Here is an 18,781-nt window from a genome sequence, read left to right on the forward strand (position 1 = left end):
GGTGCCTGGAGTGGTTGGCGGATTTCGACCGCCGCCACCCGACGCACCCCGCCACCCGAGCCGACGCGGCGGGCTAAATCCGGCAAGCGAAGGCACCGGATCTTCAGCGGCCTCGCCCCGCGCGGAACGCGCGGAGACAAGCACCGTGACTGACCTCACCCTCGTTGTAAGGCACCTCACCGGCCCCAGGGGGCGGAGACGTTCCGCAGGCCGATAGGGTCGGGCGAGGCCGTTGTCCAGTGGTTTTCCTCGGGTGTTACCGCCCCATTGACCTAGCGCGCGGCCACGTCCGACACCGACGTCGCAGGAGACCCGAGTGGACCTGTACGAGTACCAGGCGAAGGATCTCTTCGCCGCCCACGGAGTACCGGTGCTGCCGGGCTCCGTGGCCGCCACCCCCGCCGAAGCCCGCGAGATCGCGGCCCAGCTCGGTCAGACCGTCGTCGTCAAGGCGCAGGTCAAGACCGGCGGCCGCGGCAAGGCCGGCGGCGTGAAGCTCGCCGACACCCCCGATGACGCCGAGGCCAAGGCCGAGGCCATCCTGGGCCTGGACATCAAGGGCCACATCACCCGCAAGGTGCTGGTGACGCCCGCCTCGGACATCGCCGAGGAGTACTACGTCTCCTTCCTGCTCGACCGGGCCAACCGCACCTTCCTGGCGATGGCGTCGGCCGAGGGCGGCATGGAGATCGAGCAGCTCGCCGTCGAGCGCCCCGACGCGCTGGCCAAGATCCCGGTCGACGCCATCAAGGGCGTCGACCGGGCCAAGGCCGACGAGATCGTCGCCGCCGGCAAGTTCCCGGCCGAGGTCGCCGACCAGGTGGCCGACGTGCTGGTGCAGCTGTGGCAGACCTTCGTCGGCGAGGACGCCACCCTCGTCGAGGTCAACCCGCTGGTGCGCGACCCCGAGGGCAAGATCGTCGCCCTCGACGGCAAGGTCACCCTCGACGAGAACGCGGCCTTCCGCCACGGCACCCACGCCGAGCTGGTCGACCACGCGGCCGAGGACCCGCTGGAGGCCAAGGCCAAGGCCAAGCACCTCAACTACGTGAAGCTGGACGGCCAGGTCGGCATCATCGGCAACGGCGCCGGTCTGGTCATGTCCACGCTGGACGTCGTCGCCTACGCGGGCGAGAAGCACAAGGGCGTCAAGCCGGCCAACTTCCTGGACATCGGCGGCGGCGCCTCGGCCGAGGTCATGGCCAACGGCCTGGAGATCATCCTGGGCGACCCGGACGTGCGTTCGGTGTTCGTCAACGTCTTCGGCGGCATCACCGCCTGCGACGCGGTCGCCAACGGCATCGTCAAGGCGCTGGAGATCCTCGGCGACGAGGCCAGCAAGCCGCTGGTCGTCCGGCTGGACGGCAACAACGTGGACGAGGGTCGTCGCATCCTCGCCGAGGCGAACCACCCGCTCGTGACCGTGGTGGACACGATGGACAACGCGGCCGACAAGGCCGCCGAGCTCGCGGCTGCGGGGGTCTGACCGATGGCTATCTTCCTCACCGCGGACAGCAAGGTCATCGTCCAGGGCATGACCGGCTCCGAGGGCATGAAGCACACGCGGCGCATGCTCGCCTCGGGCACCAACATCGTCGGCGGCGTGAACCCGCGCAAGGCCGGCGAGAAGGTCGACTTCGACGGCCAGGTCGTGCCGGTGTTCGGCACCGTCGCCGAGGCCATCGAGGCCACCGGCGCGGACGTCACCGTCGTGTTCGTGCCGCCGGCCTTCACCAAGGCCGCCGTGATCGAGGCGATCGACGCCCAGATCGGCCTGGCCGTGGTCATCACCGAGGGCATCCCGGTGCACGACACCGCCGCGTTCTGGGCGCACGCCGTGGCCACCGGCAACAAGACCCGGGTCATCGGCCCGAACTGCCCGGGCATCATCAGCCCCGGCAAGTCCAACGCCGGCATCATCCCGGCCGACATCGCCGGGCCCGGCAAGATCGGCCTGGTGTCCAAGTCGGGCACGCTGACCTACCAGATGATGTACGAGCTGCGGGAGTTCGGCTTCTCCAGCGCCATCGGCATCGGCGGCGACCCGGTCATCGGCACCACGCACATCGACGCGCTCGAGGCGTTCCAGAACGACCCCGAGACCGCGGCGATCGTGATGATCGGCGAGATCGGCGGCGACGCCGAGGAGCGGGCCGCGGCCTACATCAAGGCCAATGTCACCAAGCCGGTCGTCGGCTACGTGGCCGGCTTCACCGCGCCCGAGGGCAAGACCATGGGCCACGCGGGCGCGATCGTGTCCGGCTCCGCCGGCACCGCGGCCGCCAAGAAGGAGGCCCTCGAGGCCGCGGGCGTCAAGGTCGGCAAGACGCCGTCCGAGACCGCCCAGCTCATGCGGGAGATCATCGCCGCGCTCTGAGTCGTCGTTCGGGTGAGGCGGTCCGCTGCTGGCGGGCCGCCTCGCTGCTTGTCGGGGCTTGTCCTTCCACAGTGTGTTCTCAGCCGATCAGGAGAACCGGGCATGGTCGGCGTACGTCCTACCGAGTGAATCCGATAGCGTTTTCGTCGACGCGCTGTCCAGACCAAGGGAGAGCACACCCATGACCTTCCCCTCCGGTGGTCCGGCACCGACCCCGGCCGCCAGGCCGGCGGCGACCCAGGAGCTCGACAAGCTCCTGCACATGGCCGCCGCGGGGCTGTCGGTGCTCGTCCTCGTGGCCGGCTTCTTCTCGTTCGCCCCGGCGGCGTCCGCATACGCCGTGGGCCTGGGTTGGATCCCGGCGCTCTACCTGATCGCCGGCGGCCTGTCGGCCCAGGTGCTGCTGCCCGGCAAGCCGGCCAAGCCCGGCTTCCTGCCCGGCCTCGTCGCCGTCGCGGTCACGCTGCCGCTGCTGTTCACGGTGTTCACCGCCGGCGCCACGGCGTTCGGCGCCTACCTGGTCCTCATCCTCGGCGTGCTGACCGCCGTCGCGGCCGTCGGCGGCTACCTGGTCGAGGCCGGCATCATCAGCGCCCCGGCGCCCAAGCCGCAGCAGCCGCAGCAGCCCGGCCAGTGGAGCCCGCAGACCGGCGGCTTCCCGCAGCCCCAGCCCGGCCAGCCCGGCGGCCCGTTCGCCCAGCCCGGCTACGGCCAGGCCACCCAGGTCGTGCCGCAGCCCCAGCAGCAGCCCGGCGGCCAGTACGGCGCCCCGCAGCAGCCCCAGCAGCAACAGGCTCCCGCGCCGCAGCCGACCCAGTTCATGTCCCACCCGGGCCAGTTCAGCCAGCCCGCGCCGCCGCCGTCCGCCCCCGGCGGCCAGCAGCCGCAGCAGCCCGGCACCCCGCCCGGCGGCTTCACCGCCCCGCCGCAGGGCTGACGCTCCCTTCTTCATGCAGGGAAGGACGCCTTACCCTCGTTGACCGCGGGTAAGGCGTCCTTCCCTGCATCAGGGGGCACCGCTCTGCGTGGCGCACGCGCGGACGGCTCGAAGGGATGCCAGAGTGTGACCGTGCCGGTCCTCCAGTCCACGCAACGCCGGCCTGCCGCGCCGCCCGCGCGGCGTCCGGCCCGGTCCCGCCAGGCACGGGTGCGCGTGCTGGCCTACGCCGCGATCGCCCCGATCGTCGGCGGCTACGCGATGGTCGCCACGGTGCTCGCGGTGGTCGTTGCCTCGGCGTCCAACATCCAGCTGACGGTGCCGGGCGTGCTGCTGGCGGCGATCCCCGGCTGGCTGGCGGCGCATCACGTGCCGCTCGGCCTGGGCACGCACTCGTTCGCGGTGCTGCCGCTGCTGCCGACGGCGCTGCTGATGGTGCTGGTCGCCCGCTCGGCGTCGCGCGCGGCCGGACGGCTGCACCTGCATGAGCCCTCGCAGGCCCGGCTGGTGGTGTTCCCCATCGCGGGCGCGCACGCCGTCGTGGGCCTGACGATCGCGCTGGTGCTGCGGAGCGGTCCCGTGACGGTGAGCCCGCCGGCGGCGTTCTTCGGCTGTGGGGCGGTGGCCGCGCTGGCGGCCACGATCGGCGTGGTGCGGCGCTGCTGCCTGCTGGACGTGGCGTTCTCGCGGGTGGATCCCGTGGTCGTGCGTGGCCTGCGGGCCGGGGCCATGGGCGTCGCCGGGATGGCCGCGGCCGGCGCGCTGGTGCTGGCCTTCGGCCTGATCACGCACTGGACGACGGCGACCGCGATCTTCGAGCAGAGCGGCTCCGAACTGGGCAGCGAGTTCGGCATGTTCCTGCTGACCGTGGCCTACCTGCCCAACGCCATCGTGGCGGCGCTGTCCTTCGCCATGGGGCCCGGCTTCACCATGGGCACCTTCTCCGTCACCCCGCTGCACCTGGCGATCGCCAAGCTGCCGGCGGTGCCGCTGTTCGCCGCGGTCCCCGCCAACCAGAGCCGCACGCTGCTGGGCCTGATGATCGCGCCGCTGGTCGTGGGCCTGTTCCTGGGCTGGACGTGCCGACGGATCGCGCCCCGGCCGCTGGCCCGGCTGCGCGGCGTCGCCGTCGCGGCGGCCGTGGTCGGGGGGACGGCGTTCCTGCTGGCCGCGCTGACCGGTGGACGGCTCGGCGGCGGCGTGTTCAGCCCCGTCACGGTGCCGGCCGGCCTGGTCGGGGCGGTGGCGCTGGGCTGGGTGCTCATCCCGGCCGGGTTGGTGGCCTTCTTCGCCGGCCCGAAGCAGGCCCGCAACGTGCGCCCGGTGCCGGTGGCCGTCGTACCCGAGGCCGTCGAACCCGAGCCCGTCGCCGAGGCCGAGCCCGTCATCGAGGCCGACGACCTCGAGGCCGACGGGGAGGCCGAGGACATCGAGGCGGACGACCTCGAGGAAGACGTCGAGGACGAGGACTTCGAGGACGAGCCCGAGAGCTACGAGTACGACCCCGGCGAAGAAGACCAAGAAGAGGACGAGCGGGACTACGAGGAGCTCGACGAGGCCGAGGAAGAGGCCGAGTTCGAGGATGACGTGATGGCCGAGCTGGAGGCCGAGGCCGACGCCGAATTGGCCGCCGAGGACGAGGCCGCCGAGAGCACGGTGGACGAGGCCGACGGCGATGAGGATCACTCGACGGCGCGGCCCGACGACAAGTAGCCGGACCTGGGCGTGAGCCCGTGGACCCGACCACTTACGCTGGTCATGACCGTGACCCGGCTCGCCAGGAGTTGACCCTGAGCACTCTGCACCGCGCCCGCGTCGTCGTGTTCGTCTCCGGTTCCGGCACCCTGTTGCAGGCCCTGCTGGACGCCGCCGCGACCGACGGCTACCCGGCGGACATCGTCGCCGTCGTCGCCGACCGGGACGGCATCGAGGGGCTGGCCCGCGCCGAGCGCGCCGGCGTGCCCACGCACGTCGTGAAGCTGCGCGACCACGCCGACCGGGCCGCCTGGGACCAGGCCCTGGCCGACCTGGTCGAGTCGCTGCGCCCGGACCTGATCGTGCTGGCCGGCTTCATGAAGCTGCTCGGCCAGCCGTTCATGGACCGCTTCGGCGACCGGGTGATCAACTCCCACCCCGCGCTGTCGCCCGCCTTCCCCGGCGCGCACGCGGTGCGGGACGCGCTGGCCTACGGCGTGCGGGTCACCGGCTGCACGGTGTTCCTGGTGGACAAGGGCGTGGACACCGGGCCGATCCTGGTCCAGGAGGCCGTGCCGGTCGACGTCGGCGACGACGAGGCCGTGCTGCACGAACGCATCAAAAAGGTGGAGCGGCGACTGCTGGTCGACGTGGTCGCCCGACTGGCCCGCGAGGGCTGGACCCTTCACGGACGAAAGGTGAGCATCCCGTGACCGAGGCAGGAACCGCGGCACGCCGTCCCGTGCGCCGCGCGCTGATCGGCGTTTCGGACAAGGCCGGACTGCTGGAGCTGGCCACCGGGTTGCACGAGGCCGGCGTGGAGATCGTCTCCACCGGCGGCACCGCCAAGGCGATCGCCGACGCGGGCGTGCCTGTGGTGCCGGTCGAGCAGGTCACCGGCTTCCCGGAGTCGCTGGAGGGCCGGGTCAAGACGCTGCACCCGAGCGTGCACGCCGGCCTGCTGGCCGACACCCGCAAGCCCGACCACCTCCGGCAGCTCGACGAGCTCGGCATCGCCGCGTTCGACCTGCTCGTGGTGAACCTGTACCCGTTCACCCAGACCGTGGCCTCGGGCGCGAGCCCGGACGAGTGCGTGGAGCAGATCGACATCGGCGGGCCGGCCATGGTGCGGGCCGCCGCCAAGAACCACCCCAGCGTCGCCGTCGTGGTCGACCCCGCCCGCTACGGGTGGGTGCTGGAGAACGTGCGGGCCGGCGGCTTCACGCTGCCCGACCGCCAGCGGCTGGCCGCCGCCGCGTACCGCCACACCGCGTCGTACGACGTGGCCGTGGCGTCCTGGATGGGCAACGTGCTCGCCTCCGACGATGAGGGTTCGGGCTTCCCCGGCTGGGTCGGCGCCACCTGGGAGCGGTCCAACGTGCTGCGGTACGGCGAGAACCCGCACCAGAAGGCCGCGCTGTACGTCTCCGGCGACGGCCGTGGTGGCCTGGCCACCGCGCAGCAGTTGCACGGCAAGGAGATGTCGTACAACAACTACGTGGACGCCGACGCCGCGTGGCGCGCCGCCCACGACCACACCGCCGCGTGCGTGGCGATCATCAAGCACGCCAACCCGTGCGGCATCGCCGTCTCCGGCGACATCGCCGACGCCCACCGCAAGGCCCATGCCTGTGACCCGGTCAGCGCCTTCGGCGGCGTGATCGCGGCCAACCGCGAGGTCACCGTGGAGATGGCCGAGCAGGTGGCGGAGATCTTCACCGAGGTCATCGTCGCACCGTCCTATGCGGACGGTGCGGTGGACGTGTTGGCGCGCAAGAAGAATGTCCGGATCCTGGTCGCTCAGCCGCCCGTGCGCGGCGGGGCGGAGTTCCGGGCCGTGTCCGGCGGCCTGCTCATGCAGACCGTCGACACCATCGAGGCCGACGGCGACGACCCGGCCAAGTGGACCCTGGCCACCGGCCCGGCCGTGGACGAGGACACCCTGACCGACCTGCACTTCGCGTGGCGGGCCTGCCGGGCCGTGAAGTCCAACGCCATCCTGCTGGCCCACGACGGCGCCACCGTCGGCGCCGGCATGGGCCAGGTCAACCGCGTCGACGCCGCCCGCCTCGCGGTGGCCCGCGCCGGTGACCGCGCCAAGGGCTCGGTGGCCGCCTCCGACGCCTTCTTCCCCTTCCCCGACGGCCTCCAGGTGCTGCTCGACGCCGGCGTGAAGGCCGTCGTCCAGCCCGGCGGCTCCGTGCGCGACGCCGAGGTCATCGCCGCCGCCGAAGCGGCCGGCGTCTCCCTCTACCTGACTGGGACGCGCCACTTCGCCCACTGAGGGCTGCTGTATGCAGGGAAGGACGCCTTACCCTCGTTCAACGCGGGTAAGGCGTCCTTCCCTGCATCAGGGGGTGTCGCGGAGTTCCAGCACGAATTCGGCGGCGCAGGCCGCCGTGCACGGCCACTGCTGGCCGCAGACCACGCAGCCGGCGTCCGTGCACTGGTGTGTGGTGAGCACCTCGGCCGCGTGGCGCCGGTAGCGCGCCAGCGAGTCGTTCCAGGCCTTCCCCGGCGTCGTCGGTGTTGGCTCCATTGCCATCACGACCTCCCACTCAGATGTACTGCGACCAGTGTGCTCCGGGTCACTCCAGGGTGAGTGGATGATCACTCCATAGGCGTGTCCCCGCCGCTTGACGACCTCAGTCGCGGTGGTGTCTACTTAGCCCATCGGTTCGAACGTGAGTTCGAACCAGGAGGTGGACCGGATCGGGGTCCGGCCAGCTCCGAAACCGCCGTCTTCCCCACGGCGGCCCGCAGGTGCAGGGGTGCGCACGCGGCCGTGAAGTGGGTGAGGAGGTGGCTGGTGTCCGGGTCGGCAACGGCGTCGTTGACCGCGCTCAACGGGGTGAGCGCAGCCAACGAGCTGACCCAAACACCAGTAGGGAAGGCGCTGCCGGTCCTCGACGGACTGGCCGGCCTGTTGCCGTGGGGCGGCCTGCGGCGCGGAAGCACCGTGGTGGTGCGCGGGTCCACCACGCTGTTGTTCGCGCTGCTGGCCGCTGCCACGGCCGAAGGTTCCTGGGCGGCCGTGGTGGGCATGCCCGATCTCGGCCTGGTGGCCGCGGACGAGCTGGGTGTGGTGGTGCACCGCCTGGCCCTCGTGCCCGCGCCCGGCCCCGAACTCGTCGCCGTGACCGCGGCCCTGCTGGACGGCCTCGACCTGGTCGCTGTGGCCCGGCAGCCGGCGCCGGCCGAGGCACGACGCCTGTCGGCCCGGGCCCGCAACCGTGGCTCGGTGCTCATCCCCCTCGGCAGCTGGCCCGGCGCGGACCTCGAACTCGACGGCAGCGGCCGTTGGCAGGGCCTCGGCGACGGCCACGGCCGGCTGCGCGGCCGGGAGCTGACCGTGCGATCCCGTGGTCGCGGCGCGGCCGCCCGCGGCAACCAGGTGCGGCTCACGCTGCCCGGCGGCTGGCCGGTCGACCTGCCCACGGACCGGCCGAACGTGGCCGCCGAGCCGGCCCGGCTTCGGTCGGTGACCTCGTGACGGCCGTGCGCACGCTCGTGGCCTGGTGCCCGGACTGGCCGGTGCTGGCCGCGACCAAGTCGGCCGGTCTGGCCCCGCACGTGCCGGCGGCGGTGTTGGCCAACAACCGGGTCGTCGCCTGCTCGGCGGTGGCCCGCACGGAGGGCATCCGGCGCGGCGACCGCAAGCGCAGCGCCCAGGGCCGCTGCCCCGAGCTGGTCGTGTTCGAGGAGGACCTCGACCGTGACGCCCGGGTGTTCGAGCCGGTCGCCGCGGCGGTGGAGAGGCTGGCCACCGGCATCGAGGTGGTGCGCCCCGGCATCGTGGCCCTGCCGGTGCGCGGTCCCGCCCGCTACTACGGCTCCGAGGCGGCCGTCGCCGAGCGTCTGATCGACCAGGTGGCGTCCGAATGCGACCTGGAGTGCCAGATCGGCGTGGCCGACGGCCTGTTCGCCGCCACCCTGGCCGCCCGGCGCGGGCTGGTCGTGCCGCCCGGTGGCAGCGCCGAGTTCCTGGCCCCGCTGAGCGCCATGGAGCTCAGCCCGCCCGGCGGCCCCGACCGCACCGACTTCGTCGACCTGTTGCGCCGGCTGGGGTTGCGCACCCTCGGCGCGTACGCCGCGCTGAGCGAACGCGACGTTGCCTCCCGTTTCGGCGCCGACGCCGTGGCCACCCACCGGCTCGCCCGTGGTCTAGAGGAACGGCCGCCGGCCAGGAGACGAACGCCACCGGAGCTTTCGGTAACGCATTCCCCCGATCCGCCGCTAGACCGCGTGGACGCCGCTGCGTTCGCCGGGCGCGCGCTCGCGGAGCAGCTGCACGAGAAACTCGCGGCTCGGGGGCTGGCCTGCACCCGTCTCGGCGTCCACGCGAGCACGGACAACGGTGAGGAGCTGGGGCGGGTGTGGCGTTGCGCCGAGCCGCTCACCCCCACCGGCATCGCCGACCGGGTGCGCTGGCAGCTCGACGGCTGGCTGCGGGCCGCGCCCGGCAGCAGGCCCAGCGCCGGCATCACCAGGTTGTGGCTCGACCCCGTCGAGGTGGTCGACGCCACCGCGCTGCAGCTCGGGCTGTGGCACGGGGGCAGTGAGGATCCGGGAACCGGGGCCGAGCGGGCCGGCCGGGCCTTGGTCAGGGTGCAGGGGCTGCTCGGTCCCGATGGCGTTGTCACCGGCGTGCTCGGTGGCGGACGCGGGCCATCGGACCGGGTCCGGTTCGTGCCGTGGGGCGAGGAACGCCTCCCCGGCGCCGATCCGGATGCACCGTGGCCGGGCCGGCTGCCGTCGCCGTCCCCGGCGACCGTGCCGGCCGAACCGGTGGCCGCCGTGGTGCTCGACGCCGCGGCGGCCCCGGTCGGCGTCAGCGGGCGGCACCGCCTCACCGGCGTCCCCGCCGCCGTGTCCCTGGCCGGCGGGCCCGCGCGGTCCGTGGTGGCCTGGGCCGGTCCGTGGGCGGCCGAGGAGGCCTGGTGGGAGCCGTCCGGCGGTCGTCGCCGGGCCCGGCTCCAGGTGCTGCTGGACGGAGTCGAACAGACCGCGCTGCTGTTGGTCCGGGAGGGCCGAACGTGGGCGGTGGAAGGGGTGTACGACTAGATGAGCGACGATCAGTGGGAGACCACCGCCTGGGAGTCCCAGGGCGACCCGTGGTTCACCGAGCCCTCATGGCCCACCCGGCAGCCTTCCCTGCCCGCGTGGTCCGCCCTCGAATTCACCCAGCTCATCCCCGCCCCACGCCGCTCGACAGAATACGACCGCCCCTAACCGCCCCCGCGAGTCACGCTCTCCGACACACCGAAATACGGTTTCGGGCAGAGCCGGATGTCAGACGGGACAGGAGGACTGGAAGGCCAGGCGGGCGTCGGCGGTGGCGGCGATGCGGGTGAGCTCGTCGTCCAGCGCCATGAACACCTGCCAGGGCTCACCGGGCAGGCGGGCCACGACCAGCTGCTCCAGGTCCGGCACGCGCTTGGCCTTCCAGGCCTTGTCGGCCAGGCTGACGACCAGGTCCTCGGCGGTGATGTCCGGCGCCGTCCACGAGGCGTGGGTGGCGGCGAAGCGGGCCAGCTCGGCCGGAATTCCTTGCGACAGCAGGAGATCGCGGCCGGCCGGCTCGTGGCGGTGGCCGGGGCCGGACAGCTCGTCGACGTGGATGGTCTTGCCGATGTCGTGGGTGGCCGCTCCAAAGAGGACGGCGTCGGCGTCGAGCGGCAGCCGGCCGTCGAACCAGTCGACGAGCTGAGCCGCGACATCGTGCACGGCGCGAAGGTGGGCGGCCAGTCGGGGCGGGGCATCGAGTCGGAGCAGCAGATCCTCGACGGGGGACGGTAGCGGGCGGAGGTCCGATTCGGTCAGGGCGCGGCGCAGCACACCCTCGAAGATAACCATCCACCCGCCACAATCGGGCGATTGTTCGCGGCGGCGGCGAATGCCAGCCTGGACGCCATGTCGAGCGACTTCCAACGCCGGAAGATCGTCGCCGTCTTCAGCGCCATGGACGTCGACGGTGACGGGTTCCTGACCGAAGGGGACTTCCAGGCCCTGACCGACCGCTGGAACGGGATCCGGGGCTGGCTGCCGGGCACCGAGGGGCACGAGAAGCTGACCGGGATCATGATGGGCTGGTGGCAGACGCTGCTGGCGGCGTCCGACCGCGACCGGGACGGCAAGGTCTCGCTGGACGAGGTGCTGCTCGTGGTGGACGAGCTGCACGAGGAGCCGTCGGCGGTCGGCGGCACCGCCAACGCGATGTTCGACGCCGTCGACGAGAACGGCGACGGCGAGATCTCGGCGGCCGAGTACCGGCAGGCCATCGAGGCCTGGACCGGCCGGGCCACGGACACCGACAACATCTTCCCGATCCTGGACGGAAACGGCGACGGCCACCTGTCCCGCGAGGAGTTCGTGCAGCTGTGGACGGAGTTCTGGGCCGGCAACGACCCGAGCGCCGCCGGCAGCCTGGTGTTCGGCTGGGTCGCCGCCCACTGATCCTTGGCGTGCCAGGGTTTCTACGGCGTGGCCTCTTCGGACAGCGAGGCCGACTGCCAGCCGTAGTCCTGGCGCCATGCCTCACGATGGGCCCAGCTCACGAACAGCGCCGCGACGTCGGCGGGCTCGTCGAGCTCGGTCCACACGTCCTCGCCGTCGCGCCGCTCGATCAGGAACGGGCTGTCCGCCTCGCGCCAGGTCTGGAGGTACACGCCGGGTTCCCGCTCCGCCACCGCGAACCGGTCGCCGACGCCGCCGATCCGCTCCAGCAGGGCGTGCAGCTCGGGCTCGGTGAGACCGGACAGCACGGCGCCGTCCTCGGTGGCCACGGTGATCGGCAGGGGGTCGTTCGCTCGTTCCACCGCCCCATTTTCCCAGCCCTGCGGCCAAAAATCGCCCCTTCCCGGCAAAAAGACCGCTGACCTGCGGTGATCATCCACCGCGCTGGCCCGTCTACTGCACCTGATCGGTCGGGCGCAGCAGGATCTCGTTCACGGAGACGTGGGCGGGCTGGTCTACGGCGTAGAGGACGGCGGCGGCCACGTCGGCGGCGTCGAGGGTGCGCAGGGAGCCGTAGAGGGACGTGGCCATGGAGCGCATGGCGGGGTCGGAGATGTGGGAGGGGAGCTCGGTGTCGACCATGCCGGGCTCGATGGTGACGACGCGGACGCCCCGGGCGGTGACCTCCTGGCGGAGGGACTCGGTGAAGGCGTTGAGGCCGAACTTGGTGGCGGCGTAGACGCCGCCCATGGCCGACGCCGTGCGGCCGGAGGTGGACGAGATCTGCACGAGGGTTCCCTTGCGTGCCAACAGGTGTGGCAGGGCGGCGTGGGTGACGTAGAGGGCGCCGAGCAGGTTGGTTCGCACCATGCGGTCCCACTCGGCGGTGTCGGCGTCGAGGATGGGGCCGGTGAGCATGATGCCGGCGCTGTTGACGACGAGATCCAGTCCGCCGAACTCGGCGACCGTGCGGGAGACGGCGTCCTGAACGGACTCCCGCGAGGTGACGTCGAGCTCCAGCGGGAAGAAGTCGCCGAGGCGGGAAACCCGGCGGGCGCCGGCGGCCACGTGCCAGCCGGCGGCGGAGAGCGCGGCGGCGGTGGCGGCGCCGATGCCCGATGAAGCCCCGGTGACCAGGGCGATCTTGTCTGACATGAAGAGCCTCCGAGAGTAAGCGGACCGAGCGGTCACCTTACGAACCGTAGCAGCTAAGCGGACCGAACGGTCAGGTTATGCTGGTCACATGAGAGCGGACGCGGTGCGCACCCGGAAGCAGCTGCTGGACGCGGCGGCGGAGCTGTTCGCCGCGGGTGGCGCGGAGGTCTCGGTGGCGGAGATCGCGGAGCGGGCCGGCATCGGCAAGGGCACGGTGTTCCGGCACTTCGCCACCAAGGAGGACCTGATCGCGGCGATCGTCGGGGACCTGCTCGACGACCTGGTCGACGCGGCCGAAAAACGGGACAGCCTCAGGGAGTTCATGGTCTACGGCGTCGGGCGGCTGGCCGACAACCGGGCGCTGTGCGAGGTGGCGAGCGGTTCGGTGCGGCACCCGGACGTGCAGGCGGGTATGGAAAGGCTCAACGAAGCGGCGCAGCGGCTCGTCGACCGGGCGGAAACCCGCGAGGGTGTCACCGGTCGGGATGTGGTCCTGCTGATGACCGGTGTGCACCAGGCGGCCGCCCCGCTGCGCGATGCCGAACCCGAGCTGTGGCGGCGCTACCTGGGCTTTCTCCTCGACGGCCTCCTTGACACAGGGAGCTCAGCACCGCATAGTCGAACGTAGGTTCTAAGGAGGTCGGCGCATGGGCTGGAACAATCCACCGATCCGCTGGCGCGACCTCGAACGCACGCTGTCCGGCCGTCCCGGCGTGATCCCGGACGGCGGCGACGCCCCCGGCTACAGCCGCAAGCGCGACGGCTACGAGAAGCCGACGGACATGCCGTCGCAGCTGTCGCCGGAAACCACGGTGTACGGCGAACGCAAGCGCGTGCCGTACGCGGAACTGCACTGCCACTCCAACTTCAGCTTCCTCGACGGCGCGAGCCACCCGGAGGAGCTGATCGAGGCGGCCGGCCGGATGCGGCTGGACGCCATCGCCATCACCGACCACGACGGCATGTACGGCGTGATCCGCTTTGCCGAGGCGGCCAAGGAAGTCGGCATCCGGACCATCTTCGGTTCGGAGCTCAGCCTCGGGCTTTCCATGCCACAGAACGGGATCGCCGACCCGGAGGGCAACCACCTGCTGGTATTGGCCCGCAACCCGGAGGGCTACGCGGCGCTGTGCCGGGCGATCACCAAGGCGCAGCTGGACGGCAAGGAGAAGGGCCGGCCGGTCTACGACCTCGACGAGGTGGCGGCCGAGGCCGACGACAACTGGGCCGTGCTCACCGGCTGCCGCAAGGGAACCGTGCGCACGGCGCTGGCCGCCGAGGGTCCTGAGGGCGCCGAGCGGGAGATTCGAAGACTGATTTCCTTGTTCAGCAAGAGAAACGTGTTCGTGGAGCTGACCGATCACGGCCTGCCGGAGGACACCGACCGCAACGACGTGCTGGTGGAACTGGCCCGCAAGTGCGAAGTCCAGTACGTGGCCACGAACAACGCGCACTTCGCGACGCCGGCCCGCAGCCACCTGGCCGGCGCGCTGGCGGCGGTGCGGGCCCGGCGCAGCCTGGACGAGATGGCCGGCTGGCTGCCGGCGTCGAGCGCGGCGCATCTGCGCACCGGCGAGGAGATGATGCATCGCTTCCATCGCTACCCGGAAGCCGTGCACAACGCGGCCATCCTGGGGGTGCAGTGCGCCTTCGACCTCGACCTGCTGGCGCCGAAGCTGCCGCCGTTCCCGGTGCAGCCCGGGCACAGCGAGGACAGCTACCTGCGGCTGCTGACCATGCGCGGGGCCCGCAAGAAGTACGGGTCGCCCACCACGAACCCCAAGGCGTACAAGCAGATCGAGCACGAGCTCAAGGTGATCAGGGACCTGAAGTTCCCGGGCTACTTCCTGATCGTCTGGCAGATCGTGGAGTTCTGCCGGCAGGCCGACATCCTCTGCCAGGGCAGGGGATCGGCCGCCAATTCGGCGGTCTGCTACGCGCTGGGCATCACCAATGTCGATGCGGTCAAACACAATCTGCTGTTCGAGCGCTTCCTCGCGCCGGCACGGGACGGGCCGCCGGACATCGACCTGGACATCGAGTCCGACCGCCGCGAGGAGGCCATCCAGTTCGTCTACAGGACCTACGGCCGCACCTGCGCGGCGCAGGTGGCCAACGTGATCTCCTACCGGGCCAAGTTCGCCGTCCGCGACATGGCTCGCGCGCTGGGCTACTCCGCCGGCCAGCAGGACGCGTGGACCAAGCAGATCGACCGCTGGGGTCCGTTGAAGACCACGGAGGAGGAGCGCGACCACGACATCCCGGACCTGGTGGTGAACCTGGCCAACCAGCTGGAGGGTTTCCCGCGGCACCTGGGCATCCACTCCGGCGGCATGGTCATCTGCGACCGGCCGGTGAGCGAGGTGTGCCCGGTGGAGTGGGCCCGCATGGAGAACCGGTCGGTGCTCCAGTGGGACAAGGACGACTGCGCGCTGGCCGGCCTGGTCAAGTTCGACCTGCTGGGCCTGGGCATGCTGTCGGCGCTGCACTACGCCGTGGACCTGGTGCAGGACTTCGAGGACGTCACGGTCAATCTGTCCACACTGGACCTGGATGACCAGAAGGTCTACGACATGCTGTGCAAGGCCGACACCGTGGGCGTGTTCCAGGTGGAGAGCCGGGCGCAGATGGCGACGCTGCCCCGGTTGAAGCCGCGCGAGTTCTACGACCTGGTGGTGGAGGTGGCGTTGATCCGCCCCGGCCCGATCCAGGGCGGCTCGGTGCACCCGTACATCCGGCGGCGCAACGGGTTGGAGCCGGTGAAGATCGACCATCCGCTGCTGGAGAAGTCGCTGCGCCGCACCCTTGGCGTGCCGCTGTTCCAGGAGCAGCTGATGCAGATGGCGGTGGACGTGGCCGACTTCAGCCCGGCCGAGGCCGACGAGCTGCGTCGGGCCATGGGGGCCAAGCGGTCCACGCACCGGATGGAGCGGCTGCGGGAGCGCTTCTACGCCGGCACGGCGGCCAACGGCATCACCGGCGAGCTGGCCGACGACATCTTCCGGAAGCTGTTGGCCTTCGCCAACTTCGGCTTTCCGGAGAGTCACGCGCTCAGCTTCGCGCACCTGGTCTTCGCGTCGGCCTACCTGAAGCTGAACCACCCGGCGGCGTTCTGCGCGGCGCTGTTGCGGGCGCAGCCGATGGGCTTCTACTCGCCGCAATCGCTGGTCGCCGACGCCCGCCGGCACGGCGTCACCGTGCACGGGCCGGACATCAACGTCAGCCTGCCGCACGCCACCCTGGAGCTGCCCGGCCCGGCGATCCGGCTCGGCATCGGCACGATCCGCACCATCGGCGACAAGCTGGCCGAGCGGATAGTGGACGAACGTGAGGAGAACGGGCCGTACCGCGGCATGGTCGACCTGGCCGGCCGGATCGGGCTGACCACGCCGCAGCTGGAGGCCTTTGCCACCGCTGGTGCGTTCAAGAGCCTTGGCCTGGAACGCCGCGAGGCGTTGTGGGCCGCCGGTGCCGCCGCGCGGGAACGTGCGGGCCGCCTGCCCGGGACCGTGACCGGCACCGACGCGCCGATGCTGCCCGGCATGGACGAGGTGGAGGTCGCCGCCGCGGACGTGTGGGCTACGGGCATCTCACCCGACAGCTACCCGATCCAGTTCGTACGGGGAAAGCTGCGGCAGATGGGCGCGATCGCGGTGGCCGATCTGTCCAAAGTGGACGACAAGACCCGGGTGCTGGTCGGTGGCGCGATCACCCACCGGCAGCGGCCGGCGACCGCCGGCGGGGTCACGTTCCTCAACGTGGAGGACGAGACCGGCATGCTGAACGTGGTGTGCAGCGAGGGATTGTGGCGGCGCTACCGCCGGGTCGCCCGCACCAGCTCGGCGGTGCTGGTGCGGGGCGTCCTGGAGAAGGCCGAGGGGGTGATCAGCCTCAAGGCGGATCAGTTGCGGCACCTGGACATCCGCGTGCCCTCGACCTCGCGTGACTTCCGTTGACCGAGGGTTCGATGGTCAAGCGGGCAACGGACGGTGGCGATCGGCTGGCCGCGGATCTACTACGCTCGACTCGCCGCCGCGACCGGCATCCGAGGATGCCGGCCGGCCGGGAGGAGGGCTGCGGGGATGACCGAACCCGAGCATGGGCGTGTTGATCAGCAGGCTTGGCATGGGACCGCCCCACCGTCCAAGTCGCGCCGGACGGCCTGGATCGTGACCGGCGTCGTCGCGCTGGTGGTCGTGCTGGGTGCCGGGGTGGCAATCGGTGTCGTCCTCAGACAGTCCGCCGGCCAGCCGAAACCGGCCACACCGGCCGCGGCCCCGGTCTACTCGATGAACGCGGTCACCAACGCCTGCGATCTCGTCGATCCCGCTCCGCTGACGACATGGTCGCCCACCCCAACCGGCCCACCCCAGCACCGGGAGGTCCGCCCGAGTGTCACCGGCGCCGGCAGCTTGAGCTGCCGGCTCGGCTATACCAGCGACAATGTCGTGAACACGGCCGAAATCATCGTCGACGCCGAGTTCACCAACGGCAGCGCCCCGGCTGCCTACGACAACTGGCAACGCGGTGACGCGGCCGAGACCGGCGTCGGCAAGGCATCCGGTCCGGTCACCGGAGTCGGGGCCAAGGCCTACTGGCACACCGAGGTTTTCGGCGACCTGGTCACCGACACGCGGTACCTGCTGGCCGTGCTGGACGGCAACGTTTCGGTGCGCGTGCGGCTCAACGTCAGCCGGGACAAGGACGATTCCCCGGTGCAGCGCGAAGAACTGGAGTCGATCGCGAAGGCCGAGGCCCGCAAGGCGTTGACCGGGCTGAAGCAGAAGTAGGGGGATGTGGCACCGATGACTGATTTCCCGGGCGGCGCTGACCGGCCCGATCCCGCCGCCGGGCCGCCGAACCCGACTCCGGTGGATCGGCCCGGCCCGGGCCAGGTTGCGCCTGACCCGGCTCCGCCGGCATCCGCTCCCGTTCCAGCCGCGCCCACATCGGGGTACGCCCCGGGCTGCGGTCCCCGGCCGGGCTATCCGCCGCCCGCCGCCCCGCCCGGCGGGGCCAAGGCCGGACCGATAGTGGTCGTCGCGATCGGGCTGGTCACGGTGCTCGCCGTCGGAGTGGCGATCGGATTCCTCGTCAGCGGCTCGTCCAATCAGGCCGTGCCGACGTCGGTTCCGGCTGCACCGAGCCAGGTTCCGACCACGACCAGCACCCTGCCCGCCGCGCCGGCGGGCAAGTACTCGATGGCGGCGATCACCAACGCCTGCGATCTGCTCGACCCCACACCGTTGACCAAGTGGTCGACCAAGCTGGTAGCGCCGGTGCACCAGGAACTCCGGCCCGACGGCGGTTACGGCGGCGGTCTGACGTGCCGTCTGAACTACACCAGCACATCGCCCACCGACGGCGTCACCACCGACCAGGCCGGCATCGGCGTCAGCGTCGATTTCACCTCCGCCGGGCAGCCACCCGACTACGACCGGTGGAACAACAACGTGCAGCCGGGGTGGAGCACCGGCACGATCCCTGGACTCGGCGCCCGCAACCACTGGGTCGGGATCGCCGGGACGGACCCATCCCCGGGCGGGAGCTACGTCGTCAGGGTGCAGGACGACAACGTGTCGGTGGAGGTCCAGGTCGCGGTCCTCCGTGCGCGTGGCGAGGATCCGCCCAAGCTGGACGATCTCGCCACGATCGCGCAGTCCCAGACGCGGACCGTGCTTGATCGGCTCAAGAAGCCGTAGGCGTGACCCTGCGGCGGGCCTCGTCGGTGACCGGGGTGAAGAGGTTGACCAGGTTGCCGTCGGGGTCGCGGAACAGCAGCGACCGGTTGCCCCACGGCATCGTGGTCGGCTTCTGCACGATCTCAGCAACGACGCCGGCCAGCCGTTCGTACTCCTGGTCGACGTCCTCGACCAGGAACTCGATGATCGCGGTGCGGTTCGACTCGGGCACGGCCGCACCGGCGCTGAACAGCGCCATCGTCTCGGCGCTGCCGATGGCCAGCGTGCACGACGGGCCCACGAGCTCGGCGAACTGCGGGGCCGGCCGTCGGGCTTCCTGGCCGGTCACCTGCTCGTAGAACTCGGTCAGGCGGGCGACGTCGTTGGTGATGACGCGTACGGACACAAGCTGCATGACGGGTCCTCTCCTAGGTGGTCGTCCGTCACGCTAGAGGCAATACTGGACAGTATCCGCCCGGT

19 protein-coding genes are annotated in these 18,781 nt (G+C 71.5%); 14 read left to right on the forward strand and 5 right to left on the reverse strand.

The window, feature by feature from the left end; genetic code table 11:
• Positions 1-316: 316 nt before the first annotated feature.
• From sucC to purH, 6 genes are all read left to right on the forward strand, one after another.
• On the forward strand, positions 317-1,486 hold the full coding sequence (sucC, locus tag AB0M73_RS21075) for an ADP-forming succinate--CoA ligase subunit beta (RefSeq protein WP_363892782.1): 1,170 nt from the start codon (positions 317-319) through the stop codon (positions 1,484-1,486).
• A 3-nt stretch (positions 1,487-1,489) separates the two neighbouring features.
• The gene (gene sucD, locus AB0M73_RS21080; RefSeq protein WP_043721699.1) at positions 1,490-2,377 is read left to right on the forward strand and encodes a succinate--CoA ligase subunit alpha; all 888 of its coding nucleotides are present in this window, start codon (positions 1,490-1,492) and stop codon (positions 2,375-2,377) included.
• A gap of 181 nt (positions 2,378-2,558) precedes the next feature.
• Entirely contained in the window at positions 2,559-3,314 is a 756-nt protein-coding gene (locus AB0M73_RS21085) for a DUF5336 domain-containing protein (protein ID WP_363892785.1), read from the forward strand.
• Between the two features lie 126 nt (positions 3,315-3,440).
• The gene (locus AB0M73_RS21090; protein ID WP_363892787.1) at positions 3,441-5,027 is read left to right on the forward strand and encodes a DUF6350 family protein; all 1,587 of its coding nucleotides are present in this window, start codon (positions 3,441-3,443) and stop codon (positions 5,025-5,027) included.
• A 71-nt stretch (positions 5,028-5,098) separates the two neighbouring features.
• Positions 5,099-5,722 (forward strand): phosphoribosylglycinamide formyltransferase, encoded by a 624-nt coding sequence (gene purN / locus AB0M73_RS21095; RefSeq protein ID WP_363892789.1) that lies wholly within the window; start codon positions 5,099-5,101, stop codon positions 5,720-5,722.
• Positions 5,719-7,293, forward strand: coding sequence for a bifunctional phosphoribosylaminoimidazolecarboxamide formyltransferase/IMP cyclohydrolase (gene purH / locus AB0M73_RS21100; RefSeq protein ID WP_363892791.1), 1,575 nt, complete (start codon positions 5,719-5,721; stop codon positions 7,291-7,293). Before purN ends, purH begins: the two co-directional genes overlap by 4 nt.
• Positions 7,294-7,359: 66 nt before the next feature.
• On the opposite strand, the gene AB0M73_RS21105 is transcribed toward purH, so the two are convergent.
• Complete coding sequence (locus tag AB0M73_RS21105) at positions 7,360-7,554, reverse strand: hypothetical protein (protein WP_363892793.1); 195 nt, start codon at positions 7,552-7,554, stop codon at positions 7,360-7,362.
• Positions 7,555-7,818: 264 nt separating this feature from the next.
• Here AB0M73_RS21105 and AB0M73_RS21110 point away from each other — a divergent pair, with 264 nt between their 5' ends.
• Genes AB0M73_RS21110 through AB0M73_RS21120 form a run of 3 tightly spaced genes read left to right on the forward strand, consistent with a single transcriptional unit; the run spans position 7,819 to position 10,241 of the window.
• Complete coding sequence (locus AB0M73_RS21110) at positions 7,819-8,502, forward strand: hypothetical protein (RefSeq protein ID WP_363892795.1); 684 nt, start codon at positions 7,819-7,821, stop codon at positions 8,500-8,502.
• A complete protein-coding gene (locus AB0M73_RS21115) occupies positions 8,499-10,073 on the forward strand; it encodes a DNA polymerase Y family protein (protein ID WP_363892797.1) in 1,575 nt (524 codons plus the stop codon). Before AB0M73_RS21110 ends, AB0M73_RS21115 begins: the two co-directional genes overlap by 4 nt.
• Complete coding sequence (locus AB0M73_RS21120; RefSeq protein WP_157494879.1) at positions 10,074-10,241, forward strand: hypothetical protein; 168 nt, start codon at positions 10,074-10,076, stop codon at positions 10,239-10,241.
• A 60-nt stretch (positions 10,242-10,301) separates the two neighbouring features.
• Here the strand turns inward: AB0M73_RS21120 and AB0M73_RS21125 are convergent, their stop codons facing one another.
• On the reverse strand, positions 10,302-10,865 hold the full coding sequence (locus tag AB0M73_RS21125; RefSeq protein ID WP_363892799.1) for an HD domain-containing protein: 564 nt from the start codon (positions 10,863-10,865) through the stop codon (positions 10,302-10,304).
• A 57-nt stretch (positions 10,866-10,922) separates the two neighbouring features.
• Here AB0M73_RS21125 and AB0M73_RS21130 point away from each other — a divergent pair, with 57 nt between their 5' ends.
• A complete protein-coding gene (locus tag AB0M73_RS21130; RefSeq protein WP_363892801.1) occupies positions 10,923-11,465 on the forward strand; it encodes an EF-hand domain-containing protein in 543 nt (180 codons plus the stop codon).
• Positions 11,466-11,485: 20 nt separating this feature from the next.
• On the opposite strand, the gene AB0M73_RS21135 is transcribed toward AB0M73_RS21130, so the two are convergent.
• Positions 11,486-11,827 carry a hypothetical protein gene (locus tag AB0M73_RS21135; protein WP_363892803.1) on the reverse strand — a complete coding sequence of 114 codons (342 nt, stop codon included), beginning with the start codon at positions 11,825-11,827 and terminating at the stop codon, positions 11,486-11,488.
• A gap of 91 nt (positions 11,828-11,918) precedes the next feature.
• Positions 11,919-12,620, reverse strand: a complete 702-nt coding sequence (locus AB0M73_RS21140; RefSeq protein ID WP_363892805.1) for an SDR family NAD(P)-dependent oxidoreductase — start codon at positions 12,618-12,620, stop codon at positions 11,919-11,921.
• Positions 12,621-12,708: 88 nt separating this feature from the next.
• On the opposite strand from AB0M73_RS21140, the gene AB0M73_RS21145 reads away from it, so the two are divergent.
• The 4 genes from AB0M73_RS21145 (at position 12,709) to AB0M73_RS21160 (ending at position 18,322) form a co-directional block, all read left to right on the forward strand.
• Complete coding sequence (locus AB0M73_RS21145) at positions 12,709-13,248, forward strand: helix-turn-helix domain-containing protein (RefSeq protein WP_363892807.1); 540 nt, start codon at positions 12,709-12,711, stop codon at positions 13,246-13,248.
• Positions 13,249-13,267: 19 nt separating this feature from the next.
• Positions 13,268-16,576, forward strand: coding sequence for an error-prone DNA polymerase (locus tag AB0M73_RS21150; protein WP_363892809.1), 3,309 nt, complete (start codon positions 13,268-13,270; stop codon positions 16,574-16,576).
• Between the two features lie 126 nt (positions 16,577-16,702).
• On the forward strand, positions 16,703-17,410 hold the full coding sequence (locus AB0M73_RS21155; protein WP_363892811.1) for a hypothetical protein: 708 nt from the start codon (positions 16,703-16,705) through the stop codon (positions 17,408-17,410).
• A 243-nt stretch (positions 17,411-17,653) separates the two neighbouring features.
• Positions 17,654-18,322, forward strand: coding sequence for a hypothetical protein (locus tag AB0M73_RS21160; RefSeq protein WP_363892813.1), 669 nt, complete (start codon positions 17,654-17,656; stop codon positions 18,320-18,322).
• Here AB0M73_RS21160 and AB0M73_RS21165 read toward each other — a convergent pair.
• Entirely contained in the window at positions 18,309-18,716 is a 408-nt protein-coding gene (locus AB0M73_RS21165) for a VOC family protein (RefSeq protein ID WP_363892815.1), read from the reverse strand. The genes AB0M73_RS21160 and AB0M73_RS21165 overlap by 14 nt on opposite strands.
• Between the last annotated feature and the right edge of the window lie 65 nt (positions 18,717-18,781).

The organism is Kutzneria sp. NPDC051319 (assembly GCF_040682195.1).
Lineage (GTDB): Bacteria > Actinomycetota > Actinomycetes > Mycobacteriales > Pseudonocardiaceae > Kutzneria.

Excerpts from the sequence above, each read along its gene's own strand:
- AB0M73_RS21120 (WP_157494879.1), top strand. The coding sequence starts at position 10,074 with ATGAGCGACGATCAGTGGGAGACCACCGCCTGGGAGTCCCAGGGCGAC.
- AB0M73_RS21105 (WP_363892793.1), bottom strand. The coding sequence starts at position 7,554 with ATGGCAATGGAGCCAACACCGACGACGCCGGGGAAGGCCTGGAACGAC.
- AB0M73_RS21150 (WP_363892809.1), top strand. The coding sequence starts at position 13,268 with ATGGGCTGGAACAATCCACCGATCCGCTGGCGCGACCTCGAACGCACG.
- AB0M73_RS21140 (WP_363892805.1), bottom strand. The coding sequence starts at position 12,620 with ATGTCAGACAAGATCGCCCTGGTCACCGGGGCTTCATCGGGCATCGGC.
- AB0M73_RS21085 (WP_363892785.1), top strand. The coding sequence starts at position 2,559 with ATGACCTTCCCCTCCGGTGGTCCGGCACCGACCCCGGCCGCCAGGCCG.
- AB0M73_RS21125 (WP_363892799.1), bottom strand. The coding sequence starts at position 10,865 with ATGGTTATCTTCGAGGGTGTGCTGCGCCGCGCCCTGACCGAATCGGAC.
- AB0M73_RS21145 (WP_363892807.1), top strand. The coding sequence starts at position 12,709 with ATGAGAGCGGACGCGGTGCGCACCCGGAAGCAGCTGCTGGACGCGGCG.
- AB0M73_RS21130 (WP_363892801.1), top strand. The coding sequence starts at position 10,923 with ATGTCGAGCGACTTCCAACGCCGGAAGATCGTCGCCGTCTTCAGCGCC.
- sucD (WP_043721699.1), top strand. The coding sequence starts at position 1,490 with ATGGCTATCTTCCTCACCGCGGACAGCAAGGTCATCGTCCAGGGCATG.
- AB0M73_RS21165 (WP_363892815.1), bottom strand. The coding sequence starts at position 18,716 with ATGCAGCTTGTGTCCGTACGCGTCATCACCAACGACGTCGCCCGCCTG.
- AB0M73_RS21155 (WP_363892811.1), top strand. The coding sequence starts at position 16,703 with ATGACCGAACCCGAGCATGGGCGTGTTGATCAGCAGGCTTGGCATGGG.